Genomic DNA, 13,981 nt, shown 5'->3' on the forward strand with positions numbered 1-13,981 from the left:
ATGAAGATTATCGAGATCGAGAAGGAAAACATTCCATATCGGTTTGATATATCCATCGCTGATGAAATCTTTACTTTCGAAGTTCATTATAATTCGGATTATGATTTCTTCACTGTGGATCTTGAAGGTGGTGGCGAGCAACTAGTATTTGGCGAAAAGCTTATCTATGGATTACCACTTTTTTATGACGTTCAGGATAACCGATTTCCCAAGTTGCTTATCGTACCCTGGGATGAATCGGGAAATAGCACAGCAGTATCTTGGGAGACGCTTGAGACAAGCGTCTTTTTGTATGTTATGGATGAGGATGAGGATAATGGCGAGTAGAAATTTCGGGCGGGTTGCGGAGATTATGACTGCCAATATGAAAATCATGCTTGATAAATACACGATGGAAGGATCTGTGCCTTTTGACAATGACGCGCTACCGAACGAGTCGGAGTTGCGGTTGTGGAATCTGGCACAGACCACCATTAATAACATCAAGCGTAACGCTGTAATCATGGTTAATGCAGGCTACCGTGGAGATATTGGACTTATCCTACATGGTCGTATTTCATCGGTCAGAACCAAGTGGGAGGGCGTGGACAAGATCACTACCATTAATGTCCTGGATAGTGAGGACTTGAGCAAACGCGAGGTTACAGAGATTGCCTTTGCTAAAGGCACCCTTGCCAGTGCGATCATTAAGCAAATGGCAGGATACATTGGCTTGCCGGTGGCACAAATGACACTTAATCAAGATTACAGATATCAAGATGGGTATACGGCAAAAGGAAAGGTAACGGATATCATTACAGAGGTTTGTAAAGATTGCGGAACTTCATGTTTTATTAATCAGAGTAAGTTATATGTTCGAAATCTCCGCAGCGGTGCTGACGGAGTCTTTGCCTTGTCACCAGATACTGGTTTGATCGGCAGCCCGGAGTATTTTGAAGACAACGGCATCCAGGGCTTTAAGATACAGGCTCAACTACAGCGCCGTTTAACCACAGCATCGGTCATTAACTTAACCTGTCGTGAGTGGTCAGGCAAGTTACATGTCCGCAGCGGTAGTCATAGGTTTTCGAATACCGGCGACTTTATCACAGAAGTGGAGGCGATTATGTGAATAAGACAGACCCAGCTGGAGCGCTGGCCCGTATGCTGGGCGGGCATGGAGCAAAGCAAGCTGACAATATCAACGTGGCTTTGCCGTGCAAGGTAATAACCTTTGACCCTGTGACGCTTACAGCCTCCGTGCAGCCTTTGCTCAAACTGTCCGCCGCTGCTCCTGCTCAAATCATGTCCGTACCCGTTAGCGGGCAGAAATTTAAATTTGAATTGGATATCGGTAACGGTCTCCGGGAGTTTGAAACGATCATGCGCCCAGCACTGGAACCGGGAGACACTGTCTTTGTCGTTTGCGCAGATGCTGAGATTAGAAAAACACTAACTGGTCGCGTGGCTGCGCCAGACTCTGTCAGGCGGCATAGTCGTATGGATGCCGTAATTGTGGGGGTGATGCCGTGTTCACTTTAAAAATTGACGATACCGGTGATATTGAGCTGAAATCTGGACAACTACAAATGGTTTCGGGTCAGGATGAAATCGCTCAATCCTGCCGGATTATCCTGGGCATAAACAAGGGCGAATGGTTTCTTAACCCAGAACTAGGCATTGATCATTCTAAATTTCTAGGCAAAGGTGTATCTGAGGATGAAATGCGAGATGAAATCATGTCAGGGCTTCTGCAAGAACCTCGGGTGCAAACAGTGGAATCCATAGATATAGAGATCGACCGTGCCAATCGGAGACTTATGATTGCATTTGTAGCGACTTCGAAAGAGGGTCAAGTCATAACGGCTGAGGGGGTAGAGATCGGTGGATGAACAAGGATTTAAGCGTCTCCGCTTTGTAGACTTTTTGGACGAAATGACTGATAAAGCAAAATCAGCGTTTGGCGACGAGGTGGACACCTCAGAAAATTCACCACTTGGAATGATCCTGCGCTTGTTCGCTTGGCATCTAGGCAAGGAAGATGAAAGATTAGAGGATGTCTACAACTCAGCCTCTCTCAACGCCTCCACGGGGGCAAACCTTTATAAACTTGGGGGTAATGATGGGTTGTCTATTTATAGTGAAGAATTTGCAAGTGGACAGTTAACGGTAATGGGTACACCGGGTTATGTGTTGCAGGCTGGATTTTTGGGCGCTACAGATTCCGGGGTGAGTTTTGAGACCATGGAGGATCTCACGCTCTCTGCAACTGGAAACGGGATAGTTGAAATTATGGCGATGGAAATGGGGGCGGCAGGTAATGTAGAAGCTCACAAAATAACTGTTATTATCAACCCTAATCCAGATGTGTTCAGCATTACCAATGTCACACCTACCAAGGATGGGCGTGACCGCGAGACTGATTTAGCTTTTCGGGAACGCATTTTGCAACGGAAGCAAAATCCTGGTACGAGTGGCAATAAAGCGGACTATCTTCGCTGGAGCCGGGAAGTTCCAGGTGTGGGGGCGGCAAGAGTGTTTCCGCTGTGGGCAGGTCCTAAAACAGTAAAGGTTGTCATCGCAGATACTGAAAAATTGCCCGCCTCTGCTAACTTGGTTGCCGAGGTTCAGGCATATATTGACCCGGATCCTGGGCTAGGAGAGGGGCAAGCACCTATTGGTGCTGTGGTAACAGTTTCCGCCGCCGTTGCTAAAACGATTAACATTGCTGCTAAGGTTGCTCTAGTTTCCGGTTATGCACTACAGGATGTCATTGAAGCGTTTCGCCTTAAGGTTGAGGACTGGCGAAAGAAAGCTGCGTTTGAAGTTTCCTATATCAGTCAGGCAGTGCTTGGTGCGCTGCTACTTGGAACGGATGGGGTGCTTGATTATTCATCTCTGACTTTGAACGGCAGCGGAGCAAATATTGCACTGACTGATGAAGAAGTGCCACTTCTTGGTACTGTAAATCTGGGGGTGTGATATGTCCTATCCAAACGACATTGATGTTTTTAACGAGAAGCTGAATAAGAATCAAACCGGGAAGAGTTACGTGATCGAGGAACGTCTGTCGATTGTAGGCGGTGTCTACGATGGTCCACTACGGCACGATAATATCAATAACCAAACGATCCGGGTGTTTGCCGGTTCCCGGTTTACAGGAGAAGAAATAAAAAACTATAGTATATCATTCCCTGATGCTACGCCATGGCGCCGGTTAATCAAGATTTTCACCTCTTTGTCTGAAGTTTACGTAACTTACGAAACACCAGGTGACACGGTAGAGGCTGATGATATTAATGCGCTACAAAGTGCAGTAACAGCCACACAAACAGAGGTAGAGCGGTATAAATCGAGTGGACTTATAGACGGCGGTTCATTTACGAGAGGGGTATAAGATGGCACAGACGATACAAATAAAACGTGGTACCAAAGCTCAACTTAGCACTTATGGGGCTTTGCTTACTGGTGAAATGGGTTTTTGTACAGATACGAAGGAAATATATATCGGAGATGGCACAACAAACTCAATGGTTGGGCGAGCTTTATCCGGTGCAGAGGCTTCGCGTCCGGTGGCCGCATCAGTCGGACGTCTGTTTTATGTCACGAGCGGTGCCAATAGCGGATATCTTTATTTTGATGATGGAACCACTTGGAGGCGAGTGAATGCTCAAGCACTCAGTGATTTAACGGGGTCGCTTGATAATATAGCGGATGGTGCTACTTATGCAAAGGTATTAAAGGCTGATGTCAGTGCGGGTCATATCAATAAGGTATCAGATGGCACGAATACTAAAACTGCTGCTGAAATCAAAAATCATATTGATGATGCAATTAAACACCGAGTCATTAATGATAGTGGGATTGCTATTACGGACTTATGGTCTGCTCAAAAAATCAAGAATGAGATTGAGTTAGCCAAGCATAACATCGAGCCGCAGGCGTCAGTTAAAGATCAGCATTTGTCCGCCCCGCCGGCAAGTCCCGTAGAAGCTGACCGTTATATTATTCCAGCATCAGCGACAGGGGCATGGGCAGGTAAGACAAACCAGATAGCAGAGTATCAGTCTGGAGCCTGGGCTTACTATATGCCTGCTGTCGGTTGGACTGCTTACGTTGACGATGAACAAAAAATCTATAGTTGGAACGGTACGGCTTGGGTTCGGACAGGTGGCGCCTTACAGACAATTACAGCGGGTAACGGTCTAACCGGTGGCGGACAGTCTGACAGTGTTACATTGACGGTTGGAGCCGGGAACGGGGTTGTTGTGGATTCTACAACCGTTGCAGCCAAGGCAGGCAAAGGCATTGTTGTTAACGTGACCGGGATCGAGGCTAATATTGATAGTTCCAGCATCGTCTACGATACAGCTAATGGCAATAAACTTACGGTGGCTACGATTGATGGCGGTACGTTCTAGGAGGTGAGGCAATGGCTAGAAAAGTAATGATTCAGATCCGACGAGGTCTAGAAAGTGCTATCGGCACACTAGCTGTCGGCGAGCTTGGCTATTGTACTGATACAAGCAAGTTATATATTGGTGGGACTACCGGTAATGTCTTACTGGTGGCTGCTCAAAGCTCAGGGGATATGCTTAAAAGTATCTATGATACAAACAATGACGGTAAAGTGGACTATGCTGCCAATGCTGATGCTGTTCCGTGGTCTGGCGTTTCAGGCAAGCCGGCAACATATCCACCATCATCCCATACGCACTCTGAATATATGGTTAAGGGTCCGGTAACGTGGAACCAGATTAAGGGGGTATAGTGTATGGCCTATGGAGAATCTCAATATGGCACATTACTATTTTCTGAACAGTCGGAAGATTCAGATCCTTCGATCGTTCCGATTCCTGATATAAGTAAATCCTTACCTGATATTTATCATAAATCTCAGAACGGAAATCTCAAAAAGCTACTGGATATCCTTGCAGAACAAATTGCAATTCTCAATAATCGAACGGAGGACATAAGGGCGCAAAACATTGTGGATATGTCCACATGGAGCCTGAGCCGTTGGGAGCAAGAGCTAGGTTTATCCGTTGACACCTCTAAATCATTTGATACCAGAAGGGAAATGATTAAGGCAAAGTTGCGAGGAATAGGGACAACCACTCCCCAAATGATTCAACGGACAGCCTCTGCATTTTCTGGCGGTGATGTATCAGTAGAAGAGGTTTCAAATGAGTATAAATTTATCGTTCGCTTTATCGGTGTTTTGGGCATACCGCCTAACATGACTGGTCTGATTCAGATTCTTGAAGAGATCAAACCTGCTCATTTGGCTTATGAATTTGCCTACACCTATACGTTTTGGGAGTCGGTAAAATCTCTGCTATGGTCCTCAGCTGCAAACAAAACATGGAATGAATTAAGAACCTTCGGATAGGAGAGAGGAAATGAAAAATACAGGAAATTTAGGTCTGAAAAAGCCAGAAGGCACAGATTTGGTTGATATTGACGATCTTAACTATAATGCTGACATAATAGATACTGCTATTAATAACAAGGTTGATAAAGTCACAGGCAAACAGTTATCGACCAATGATTACACAACAGCCGAGAAAACAAAGCTGACGGGTATCGCAACAGGAGCAAATAACTACGCACATCCTAATCATACGGGGGATGTAACCAGTAACGGAGATGGAGTAACAGCTATTGCTCCAGGCGTGATTGTGGATACTGATGTAAGTGCCTCCGCTGCCATTGCGTGGAACAAACTCAATAAAACAGGTGCATCCCTTGCGGATCTGCCCACACGTTCAGCCGCAGACCTTAACAGCGGCACACTCCCAGCAGCAAGACTCCCGGCGATTTCAGGTGATATTACAATGGCGGCTGGTACGAGTTCAGCGGCAATAACAGCTGGAGTAATTGTGAATGCAGACGTAAACGCCAATGCTGCAATTGCTTTTAGTAAGATAAATTCCGCGGATTCAATCATGGACAGTGATATCTCTTCCGAAGCATATATTGACATGAAGAAAATCGGCACCGGTCAGGTAGACAATACGAAGCTTGGTTATCTATCAACTGTAACTTCCAACATTCAAACGCAATTAAATAACAAAGCTTCTTTAGTTACCACACCGCAACAAACAACAGCAGATATTACCTACTATGTCCGTACAGATGGTAATGACGGGAATACGGGGCTGGCGAATACGGCTGGCGGGGCATTTAAGACAATCGGCAAGGCAGTCAGTATGATTCCGAAAATTGTTAATCATGCGGTGGTTATAAATGTTGGCGTGGGCACCTATCCAGAGCAAGTAATAATTGCGGGATTCAGCGGCTCTGGCTATATTACTGTTTCCGGGGATGCCGCAGCCAGTACAAGCCGTAGCGTTAATATCTTCACGGTGTACAGAAACCCAATACAGATAACTGTCAAGGGATTCAACATTACAAGCACAACAACCACAGCGCTCTACGTGGAGGGGTGCGCAAATGTGATTTTGCAGTATCTGAATATAGTAGGTGCAGCAACTGGTCAGCTAGGAATTCAAGTGCATTCATCAAAAGTCTTCATTAATGCAAGTGTTATCTCTAATAGAACCGCAGCCATGCAGGCTGTAATCAATGGAGAAATCATTTCAGATTCCAACTCGGGAACAGGCAACTACGATGCAGCTAATGCCGGATCTGGCGGAAAAGTGACGCTTACCGGAAGTAAACCGGCGGGAATTAATGAGACATCGGCGGGGGGAACGATATTTGTCGGTGGTGGTGTTATTAACCCATGGGGAGATAATACAATGAACAGCAGGAGTACAGTGGGCGCGTTTCAAACAACGGGCCAACTACAATCACTTAGTGCTGGTGTAACGACAAAAGTATTATTTCCAGGTCTAAACTATGACCATCTTGGTGAGTTTGTATCAAGTAGATTTACTGCGAAAAAATTAGGAATATACCTTATTACCACTACAATTGCATTTCCCAATCCAGCCATAAACAATCCGGTAAATGTATCCGTTTATCTTAATAATGTGGATACCGGACAACTGTACAATGGAACACAACTAACGGGCGCTACCGGAGTTGTGAACGGTGCTATTCAGTTGAAACTAGCCGCTGGTGATTATGTTGAAATATTTGCAATATCAACTCAAGCCGCTACATTAGGCGCATCAAGTTTATTCGCAATCACACAAATTGCATAAAGGGAGGCAATCCGATGAATATACCAACAGCAATTATGTACCTGTATTCTAACGCTGACCCAATGCGGGATTTTGTCGTGCAGGACAACGGACCAGAGCCAGTGTTGCGCCCGGGAGCCGAAGACAAAGGCCGTGTCCGGTATGAGATTAAGCAGCCGGACGAGGGCGAGGAACCCATTGAGGGTATACATTACCGTTACGGCATCGACTACAACTTACTCACTGAAGGCGAGGATTACGACCTTGTAGAGCGTGGGCAATTTATCGCGGTGTGGAATCTGAATGATCCGCAACCCACAGAGGCAGAGCTGCAAGCAGCTTGGACAGCCTACCAGGAAGCCGAAGCTAATAAGCCGCCAGAGCTGACGGAAACCGAGCAACTACGCGCTGATAACGCAGCTTTATTACTAGAGCTAGTTCAAACGCAGGCTAGGCAAGATCAAGCTGAACAAGATCAGGCTGCCTTACTGCTGAGCCTCGTGGAAGGAGGTGTGCTATAAATGAACTGGTACGCACTGGTTAAGCGATACTTTGACGCAGGGTTGTATACGGGGGAGCAGTTACAGGTATTTGTTACCGCCAAAAAGATAACAGCTAAACAAGCAGAAGAGATTACAGCCAACGCCGAATAGTAGGCGTTTTTATTTTGCCCTCGGATCTCCGGGGGCTTTCATTTTGGGGAGATAGATGGGGGGAGGGGCAATCGTGACAGAAATGGATGTACTTAAATATTTTTTAACGCAAGGTCCATTCGCGGTGTTATTCGTTTGGCTGCTGATCTACGTAATGCGCGCGAATAAAGAGAGGGAAGGACGATTGCAGGATCTACTAGGTAAGTTTTCTGAAAAATACGATGTAATCATCGTGGAGCTGCGTGAAATGAAAGAGCGTTTTCCACACAGAAATTAATAATATTGAGAGGATGAATTGATATGGAATGGAATGTAGTTGCGAATTTTATTAAACCGGAATTATTACTTATTGTTGCTGTATGTTGGGTGATTGGCTTTTGCTTAAAACAAACTCCGAGAGTACCAGATTGGACAATCATTTATCTGGTCACATTGGCCGCGATCATCATTGTATGTCTTACTCTTGGCTTTAATGTAGATAGTTTTGTACAAGGCATCTTGTGCGGAGCTGTGGCTGTATATGGTAATCAGTTGCTTAAGCAGGCAAAAAAGGGGGTTGATGAGTAATGCAAATCTTTCAGAAGGGAAATAAGCACACAAATTGTAGCGGTCGAGGTGGTCATATACCGATTGCTATTGTAAATCATATAAGTGGCGGTACGATGAGTTCTATGGATAGTTGGTTTCAATCTTCTGGTAATTTAGTTAGTAGCGCTCATTTTGGCGTTTCTAAATTGGGGGAGATCCACCAATACGTTGATATAACAAAAATGGCTTGGTGTAACGGAATCACAGTCGATTCAATTCCCAAAGCCAAGGCGGCAATCGTCAAGGAACAAGCACCAACAAATCCTAATAAGTACACTATCAGTATCGAGCATGAGGGTATGGATGGTAGTTTGACAGAGGCGCAGTTTGCTGCCTCCGTATGGCTACATAAATTTATTAGTGACGAAGTAAAAAGGCTCTACGGTAAAGCTATTATTCTGGATGAGAAACATGTGATAGGTCATTTTCAAATTGATCCGGTGCGAAAGCCTTATTGTCCCGGTGCGAAATTTCCATGGAGTCGGTTGTATACTGCTCTAAAAACTAAGGAGGTGGAAGATGTGAGGGTGGATAAGGCTAGCACTGTAGTAAATGGGGAAAAACTGAATGAAGGTAGTTTTCTGATCGAGGGGCGTACTTACGTACCATTGGCAGCCATCGGCAAAGCGTTGGGTGCAGTAGTATCTTTTGATAATGAAACTAAAACGGCTACTATCACTACCAAAAAGTAAATATCTAACTATTAGAGATACGAAAAAGCCTCACTAACCTATATAAGGTCAGTGGGGCTTTTTTTATTATAAGGATTAACGGCGTCCACTGGCTTTAATTAGTGCTGCAATCGAGAGGACCAATGCAGCAACAATTACTATCCAGGTAATCACGTTCAACATAATTTATTCCTCCTTTAGAGGGGCCGCAGCCCCCCGTTACTTAAAGAAAATCTTCGAAACTGACGGTGACTGTTCAAGATCAAAAAGCTCATCTTCAGTCACCCAAATTTCATTTGATCCCCCAAAACTCCAGAGAATTATAGCTAATCTCGCCATTTCCGTATTTCCTCCTGTGTATGCCCGCCGGCTAATTGTATCGTTCAAACCGTTTATGTTATGATTGGGTGGAGAGCAAGGGGTGCAACCCTTACTCTCCGGGAACCTATTTACGTTTGCGTGGTCCGCGGCGTTTTTTGGTTCCTTTCTTTTTGTCCTTTAGCAGCAGCGTTGCGGTAATGAGTTGAATGATTGCTGTAAGGAGCGTAACCCAATCTTTCATGTGCCTTGTTCACCTCCTTTCTATCTTTATTATACAACGAAATTCGTTGAATGTCAACGAATAACGTTGAACTATTTATTGTAATAGTGTATATTCTAGTTGAGGTGAAAAGGATGCTTAGGTTAAAAATTAAACAACTAAGAGAATTAGAAGATCTGAGTGTACGTCAATTAAGCGAAGCAACTGGTATACGTTGGAACACCCTAAGCGATATGGAGAAGAACACTGCTAAACATTGGCCGCATGAACACTTAGAAACGCTCATGAAATACTTCAAGTTAAAACACATCGATCAATTGATTGAATACGTGGAGGAACCCGGAGAATAACCGTGGCTCCTTTTTTTTACATTGATTTAAGAACGTACGTTTGGTTATAATACAAACAAATGTTCTTGTTTTGGAGGGGAAACAATGCTCAGTGACACAGCACGGAAACTGCTCATGATCATGACTCACTCAGCGAATCATCATGCTCATATGCCGAGTCTGCCTGAACTGGAACGTCTAAGTGGACGTATGCCAGTACCAATTAAAGCGGCTTTACTTGAATTGATACAAGAAAACTATATCGAGTGGAATCCAAACACACCGCCTGAGACAGCAATCATAATTGAGGGCTGGGAACGCCCAGATTCTCGTTTTAAAAGGCTTGGGACAGTGACCAATGAGATACAGTGGGGCATGGATGGCGGAAACATCGAATATTGGACTAAGTACTAGGAGGATTTGGGATGGCTGGAAAATTAGAAGCTAATGGACTATGGGAGGGAAGTCGAATGATTATGCCTGAGCACAAGCAGCGTATTCTTTCTGATTCGCGGCAAGAAGAGGTTCGTAGCAAGCCTGAGCTAGATCCTCAAGCGATAGAAGAGATCCAACAAATAATAACTCAATCAATGGAGGATCATAGCCCAATCACACTAGCGTTGTTTGATCCGATTGAGGATAAATCAATTCATGGCATAGTTATGAGGGTTGACCGTCAGCTGGGTCAGATAAAGATTCGTCGTGATGATGATTGGGATTGGATTAAAATAGAGGATGTTGTAGGTGCGAATACATAGTAAATTCCCAAGCGCTTACGAATTTAAAAACCCCGCCATTCAAAAGGCGGGGTTTAGCTATGTTCTATGTAAAGATGATAAGAATCACAATCAATACGGCAAAGGCAATACCTATAAACTTAAATATAGTAAGATTCTTTTTTCGATTTTCAATTTGTTTTGGTGTCATTTCATCCACATTTAGTGTCGGGGTACTACGACTAGAATGTGAAGATTTCCCTCCACCAATTTTTTTAGAGTATGAAAGCCCAGTTCCAGGAAGGGATACCGTAGCCCTTTTCCCACTAGGACCAGCACTAACTCGCGCACCTTTTACACCGGCGCTAATTCCAACGCCTTTTTTACCTACATTCAACTTCACTCCGCCACCAAGATTTATAGACTTTCTAAATCTGAACGATCCCATATTAATCACTCCAACAAGGAAATTTATTCCTAGTGTATAATATATTATTGAATGATGATATATAAGTTATCATTTATTAGTGGTTTGTATAAAAATAAAGGGGACAAGTCTATTTATGCAGACTTCCATAACTAATAAAAATCCCATCGACCATTTTTAATCGACGGGATAATATTTGTTTTCATAAAAAAAGTAACGTAAAAAATAACGGAATCGGAAAAGGATAGAAAAGATAATAAAAGGAATAATTCTCAGATGTCATTATATATACCGATGTTAAAGGCGAAAAAAAGTTCACGTAAGTCTTGAAAGGGGTAGGAAGTAATTCCTCCGATTTTTTAAAAATATACTACAACACTTTCTGGTATATCGGCAATGGTTAATGCTGCTATTTCTGACAACACTGTTTAAGTTTCTTTCAGAACAGCTACGCTTATGATATATTTTTAATATCTAATTACAATATTACATTAGGGAGCGATATAGAATGATCAAACATATTGTGTTTTTCAAATTAAAAGATCGGTCCGAAGAAAGCGTAGCGGCAACGGTAGCGGTATTGCGTAATATGGAAGGCAAGATTCCGCAGCTTCTCTCCATCGAGGTGGGTACTGACATCATTCATTCCGATCGTTCCTTTGATATTGCTCTAGTCACAGAAGTAGCTTCTCTAGAGGATTTACAGGCGTATCAGGTTCATCCGGCTCATAAAGAAGTTATTGCTCATATTAATGAAGTCAAAGAGCTCTCAATTGCTGTAGATTACGAAATTTAAGCTGCTGCTTGAATATAGTATCATCATTTTATACCGGAAGCGGTGACAGGAATGCGTGAGCTTGAGTATCCAATGGAAGCGTTAACTTATTTAGTCGTTTTTCTCGGAGCATGTTTCGTAATGTTCTTCTGGCTGAAACGCCGTGGCAAACGCGGTAAGTAGAGATTAGGACGATTCTCTAACTATTATCGATATGGGGGTATTGCTGTGTATTATGTCAACCGCAATCAAATCGAAACCATTCTAGCTCAAATCCCTGATATTACCGCTGGTCTTCGGACTGTAGCAGCTTCCTGGGATGGTACAACACTAACCGGACTAATACAGGAACGCAGCCTCCATCTGGCAATAGAGGTTGTAACAGACGTTGGTAGCTGTCTCATTGACGGGTTTATTATGCGTGATGCTGGAAGTTATGAGGATATAATTTCTATTATTCATGAAGAGAAAGTGCTAGGTCAAAGTGAGATTTATGAGAGATTGATAGAATTAGTTTCTCTGCGTAAGCCACTCGTTCAGGATTATTATGCCTGGGAGAGAGGTGATCTGCATCCACTTACCCCCATTCTTTCGGAAGTGCTTGAGCAGTTTGCCGTTGAGGTACGGAAATATTTGGACCAGGAGCTTGGAGCCAGTGTACCGCTATAATAGCATAGGATAGAATCACATAGAATAGGCGATAGCCGTGAAAGAGAGGGGTTCCTTTATGATGAAGATGGGGCAGGAAAGCGGATCGACAAGACAAATGATTATGACGCTCCTGAAGACGAAAGGAACACTGACCATCGGCGCGCTGGCAGAAGAATTGGGAATTACAGAGATGGGTGTCCGTCGTCATGTGCTTCAGCTGGAGCAAGAAGGGCTTGCAAAGACAAAAGTGGTCCGGCAAGCGATGGGGCGGCCTTTACATATGTACTCATTAACGGAGAGAGCCGAAGAATATTTTCCAAAAAGTTATCACAACTTGGCTTTGGAGCTTCTGCGTGAATTGGATTACGGCAGTGGACTGGATGCTGTTAATACATTATTTGAAGGCCGCCGCCGCCGGATGCTCGCTCAGTATGCTCCGATGATGGAACGGCGCAATTTGGAAGAACGCGTCGCCGAATTATCTTCTATCCAAAATGCCGGTGGATATATGGCAGAATGGAACCGTGAAGAGGATGGCTCATATGTCATAAGGGAGTACAATTGCCCGATTCGCCAAGTGGCTACCCAGTATCGTAAGGCTTGCCAATGTGAGCATAGTCTTTTCGAAGAACTGCTGGATGCTAAGGTAACACGTAATGAATGTATGGCAGAGGGCGGCCATTGCTGCCGCTACGCTATCGTACCCAAAAATGTTACAGACAAAACTTCTGAAAAGTTATAATAATTAGTCACAAGACAATCCCCTGCTGCTTATGATATAGCAGATATAGGCATTAGCCCGGTAGAGCGGGGAGCAATGAATTTAAAGGAGAGATGAAACGATGAAAAAGGACACCAAAGGTTTATTATGGGGCGCTTTAGTCGGCAGTGTGGTTGGATCGGTGACAGCATTGCTGTTCGCGCCTAAACCAGGTAAAGAGCTGCGCAAGGATATTGCAGAAGGAACTACCGCTGGTATTGAAAAGGTTCAAGAACTTGCCGTTCAAGCGGGAGATAAGAGCATTGAGATTTATGACAAGGCAAAAGATTCGATTGGGCATGTAGTGCATGAAGTTCGGGAATGGAGCAAATCATGTGCGAATGCTGTTGATGAAGAAGAAAAAATTACAGTAACTGTCAGCGGCATCGCTACAGAAGAAGCTGTAGAAGCAGTTGACGCTGTAGAAGCTGTTGAAGAGGCTGCTGCCACTTTGGAAGTGGAAACTGAGTTGGTTGAGGCCACTATAAGTGAAGATGTAAGTGAAGAATCCAGCTTTGAAGAAGTCGTTCAAGATGACAAGGTTAATAAAGAAATTCTATAATGGAACCGTGGTTTAAATCCTCTGTTTCAGTGGTAAAAGAGTACTCATTCTCTTATAATAGAGCCGCTTTTTCGCATTGGGCGGAGGGTGGCTTTTTTAATTAGTTTGCACCCGCTTGTTAAATGATGGAAGAAGACTAGTCTTGAACTCAGAGGGCAAAAGGAGTAATATCTGCAAT

The 13,981-nt window shown here is 44.0% G+C and carries 22 protein-coding genes and 1 pseudogene; 22 read left to right on the plus strand and 1 reads right to left on the minus strand.

The genetic code is table 11. The annotated features are described in order from the left end of the window. The 18 genes from NYE72_RS10080 to NYE72_RS10165 all read left to right on the plus strand — a co-directional run bounded on the left by NYE72_RS10080 (nt 1) and on the right by NYE72_RS10165 (nt 10,670). The gene (locus NYE72_RS10080) at nt 1-327 is read left to right on the plus strand and encodes a hypothetical protein (RefSeq protein ID WP_036681202.1); all 327 of its coding nucleotides are present in this window, start codon (nt 1-3) and stop codon (nt 325-327) included. Next, nucleotides 317-1,111 carry a hypothetical protein gene (locus NYE72_RS10085; RefSeq protein ID WP_076098430.1) on the plus strand — a complete coding sequence of 265 codons (795 nt, stop codon included), beginning with the start codon at nt 317-319 and terminating at the stop codon, nt 1,109-1,111. The genes NYE72_RS10080 and NYE72_RS10085 overlap by 11 nt, the downstream gene beginning before the upstream one ends. Next, on the plus strand, nt 1,108-1,521 hold the full coding sequence (locus NYE72_RS10090) for a Gp138 family membrane-puncturing spike protein (protein ID WP_036681206.1): 414 nt from the start codon (nt 1,108-1,110) through the stop codon (nt 1,519-1,521). The genes NYE72_RS10085 and NYE72_RS10090 overlap by 4 nt, the downstream gene beginning before the upstream one ends. Further along, on the plus strand, nt 1,509-1,871 hold the full coding sequence (locus NYE72_RS10095) for a DUF2634 domain-containing protein (protein ID WP_076098429.1): 363 nt from the start codon (nt 1,509-1,511) through the stop codon (nt 1,869-1,871). Before NYE72_RS10090 ends, NYE72_RS10095 begins: the two co-directional genes overlap by 13 nt. After that, nucleotides 1,864-2,961: a baseplate J/gp47 family protein gene (locus NYE72_RS10100; RefSeq protein WP_076098428.1), complete on the plus strand. Its 1,098-nt coding sequence runs from the start codon at nt 1,864-1,866 to the stop codon at nt 2,959-2,961. Before NYE72_RS10095 ends, NYE72_RS10100 begins: the two co-directional genes overlap by 8 nt. A 1-nt stretch (nt 2,962) precedes the next feature. Beyond that, entirely contained in the window at nt 2,963-3,376 is a 414-nt protein-coding gene (locus NYE72_RS10105) for a phosphoglucomutase (protein ID WP_076098427.1), read from the plus strand. Between the two features lies 1 nt (nt 3,377). After that, on the plus strand, nt 3,378-4,400 hold the full coding sequence (locus NYE72_RS10110) for a DUF2793 domain-containing protein (protein WP_076098426.1): 1,023 nt from the start codon (nt 3,378-3,380) through the stop codon (nt 4,398-4,400). An 11-nt stretch (nt 4,401-4,411) separates the two neighbouring features. Continuing rightward, nucleotides 4,412-4,750, plus strand: a complete 339-nt coding sequence (locus tag NYE72_RS10115; RefSeq protein ID WP_076098425.1) for a hypothetical protein — start codon at nt 4,412-4,414, stop codon at nt 4,748-4,750. 3 nt (nt 4,751-4,753) lie between these two features. Continuing rightward, entirely contained in the window at nt 4,754-5,371 is a 618-nt protein-coding gene (locus NYE72_RS10120) for a putative phage tail protein (RefSeq protein ID WP_076098424.1), read from the plus strand. A 10-nt stretch (nt 5,372-5,381) separates the two neighbouring features. After that, nucleotides 5,382-7,151 (plus strand): hypothetical protein, encoded by a 1,770-nt coding sequence (locus tag NYE72_RS10125; protein WP_076098423.1) that lies wholly within the window; start codon nt 5,382-5,384, stop codon nt 7,149-7,151. 14 nt (nt 7,152-7,165) lie between these two features. After that, the gene (locus NYE72_RS10130; RefSeq protein WP_076098422.1) at nt 7,166-7,651 is read left to right on the plus strand and encodes an XkdW family protein; all 486 of its coding nucleotides are present in this window, start codon (nt 7,166-7,168) and stop codon (nt 7,649-7,651) included. Beyond that, complete coding sequence (locus NYE72_RS10135) at nt 7,652-7,783, plus strand: XkdX family protein (RefSeq protein WP_081382347.1); 132 nt, start codon at nt 7,652-7,654, stop codon at nt 7,781-7,783. 55 nt (nt 7,784-7,838) lie between these two features. Beyond that, the gene (locus NYE72_RS10140) at nt 7,839-8,060 is read left to right on the plus strand and encodes a BhlA/UviB family holin-like peptide (RefSeq protein ID WP_051491604.1); all 222 of its coding nucleotides are present in this window, start codon (nt 7,839-7,841) and stop codon (nt 8,058-8,060) included. 23 nt (nt 8,061-8,083) lie between these two features. Then, nucleotides 8,084-8,350 carry a phage holin family protein gene (locus NYE72_RS10145; protein ID WP_036689199.1) on the plus strand — a complete coding sequence of 89 codons (267 nt, stop codon included), beginning with the start codon at nt 8,084-8,086 and terminating at the stop codon, nt 8,348-8,350. Continuing rightward, nucleotides 8,350-9,063, plus strand: a complete 714-nt coding sequence (locus tag NYE72_RS10150; RefSeq protein WP_076098421.1) for an N-acetylmuramoyl-L-alanine amidase — start codon at nt 8,350-8,352, stop codon at nt 9,061-9,063. Before NYE72_RS10145 ends, NYE72_RS10150 begins: the two co-directional genes overlap by 1 nt. A gap of 654 nt (nt 9,064-9,717) precedes the next feature. Continuing rightward, nucleotides 9,718-9,933 (plus strand): helix-turn-helix transcriptional regulator, encoded by a 216-nt coding sequence (locus NYE72_RS10155; RefSeq protein ID WP_076098420.1) that lies wholly within the window; start codon nt 9,718-9,720, stop codon nt 9,931-9,933. 84 nt (nt 9,934-10,017) lie between these two features. Next, on the plus strand, nt 10,018-10,326 hold the full coding sequence (locus tag NYE72_RS10160; protein ID WP_076098419.1) for a hypothetical protein: 309 nt from the start codon (nt 10,018-10,020) through the stop codon (nt 10,324-10,326). Between the two features lie 11 nt (nt 10,327-10,337). Further along, complete coding sequence (locus NYE72_RS10165) at nt 10,338-10,670, plus strand: YolD-like family protein (protein ID WP_076098418.1); 333 nt, start codon at nt 10,338-10,340, stop codon at nt 10,668-10,670. 223 nt (nt 10,671-10,893) lie between these two features. On the opposite strand, the pseudogene NYE72_RS10170 reads toward NYE72_RS10165, so the two are convergent. Then, a pseudogene (locus tag NYE72_RS10170) lies at nt 10,894-11,076 on the minus strand (DUF4236 domain-containing protein); the annotation flags it as partial. 487 nt (nt 11,077-11,563) lie between these two features. Here NYE72_RS10170 and NYE72_RS10175 point away from each other — a divergent pair. From NYE72_RS10175 to NYE72_RS10190, 4 genes are all read left to right on the plus strand, one after another. Beyond that, nucleotides 11,564-11,851 (plus strand): Dabb family protein, encoded by a 288-nt coding sequence (locus NYE72_RS10175; protein WP_339211752.1) that lies wholly within the window; start codon nt 11,564-11,566, stop codon nt 11,849-11,851. 207 nt (nt 11,852-12,058) lie between these two features. After that, entirely contained in the window at nt 12,059-12,499 is a 441-nt protein-coding gene (locus NYE72_RS10180) for a HepT-like ribonuclease domain-containing protein (RefSeq protein WP_076098416.1), read from the plus strand. Nucleotides 12,500-12,557: 58 nt separating this feature from the next. Continuing rightward, nucleotides 12,558-13,223 (plus strand): metalloregulator ArsR/SmtB family transcription factor, encoded by a 666-nt coding sequence (locus tag NYE72_RS10185; protein ID WP_036689218.1) that lies wholly within the window; start codon nt 12,558-12,560, stop codon nt 13,221-13,223. A gap of 100 nt (nt 13,224-13,323) precedes the next feature. Continuing rightward, nucleotides 13,324-13,803, plus strand: coding sequence for a YtxH domain-containing protein (locus NYE72_RS10190; RefSeq protein ID WP_339211753.1), 480 nt, complete (start codon nt 13,324-13,326; stop codon nt 13,801-13,803). Nucleotides 13,804-13,981 lie beyond the last annotated feature (178 nt).

The sequence above is a fragment of the Paenibacillus sp. FSL L8-0333 genome, assembly GCF_037965665.1.
GTDB classification, from domain to species: domain Bacteria; phylum Bacillota; class Bacilli; order Paenibacillales; family Paenibacillaceae; genus Paenibacillus_AQ; species Paenibacillus_AQ odorifer.